Genomic DNA, 357 nt, shown 5'->3' with positions numbered 1-357 from the left:
GGTGCGGCTGCCGTCGCGATGACCACATCCGTGCTGGCCGCCGACATCGTCGATACCGCCAGCCAGGCCGGCAACTTCACAACCCTGCTTGCGGCTGCCGAGGCTGCGGGCCTGGTCGAGACACTGAAAGGCGACGGTCCGTTCACGGTCTTCGCACCGACCGACGAAGCATTCGCGGCGCTGCCGGCAGGCACGGTGGACGACCTGCTGAAGGAGGAGAACCGCGACCAGCTCGTGTCGATCCTGACCTATCACGTCGTACCCGGCAACGTGGCGTCGTCCGACCTCACCGAAGGCATGACCGCCGCCACCGTCCAGGGCAGCGACGTGACTTTCACCCTCGAAGGTGGTGCGAAG

General features: G+C 66.7%; 1 protein-coding gene. It reads left to right on the top strand.

The window, feature by feature from the left end:
• Positions 1-18 precede the first annotated feature (18 nt).
• A partial coding sequence (locus tag FY036_RS00040; protein ID WP_201744657.1) for a fasciclin domain-containing protein occupies positions 19-357 on the top strand: 339 nt, incomplete at its 3' end.

Origin of the sequence: Neoaquamicrobium microcysteis (assembly GCF_008180155.1) — a bacterium.
Classification (GTDB): domain Bacteria; phylum Pseudomonadota; class Alphaproteobacteria; order Rhizobiales; family Rhizobiaceae; genus Aerobium; species Aerobium microcysteis.
The sequence above is the reverse complement of the archived record's forward strand: the minus strand, read 5'-3'. Positions and strand labels throughout refer to the sequence as shown.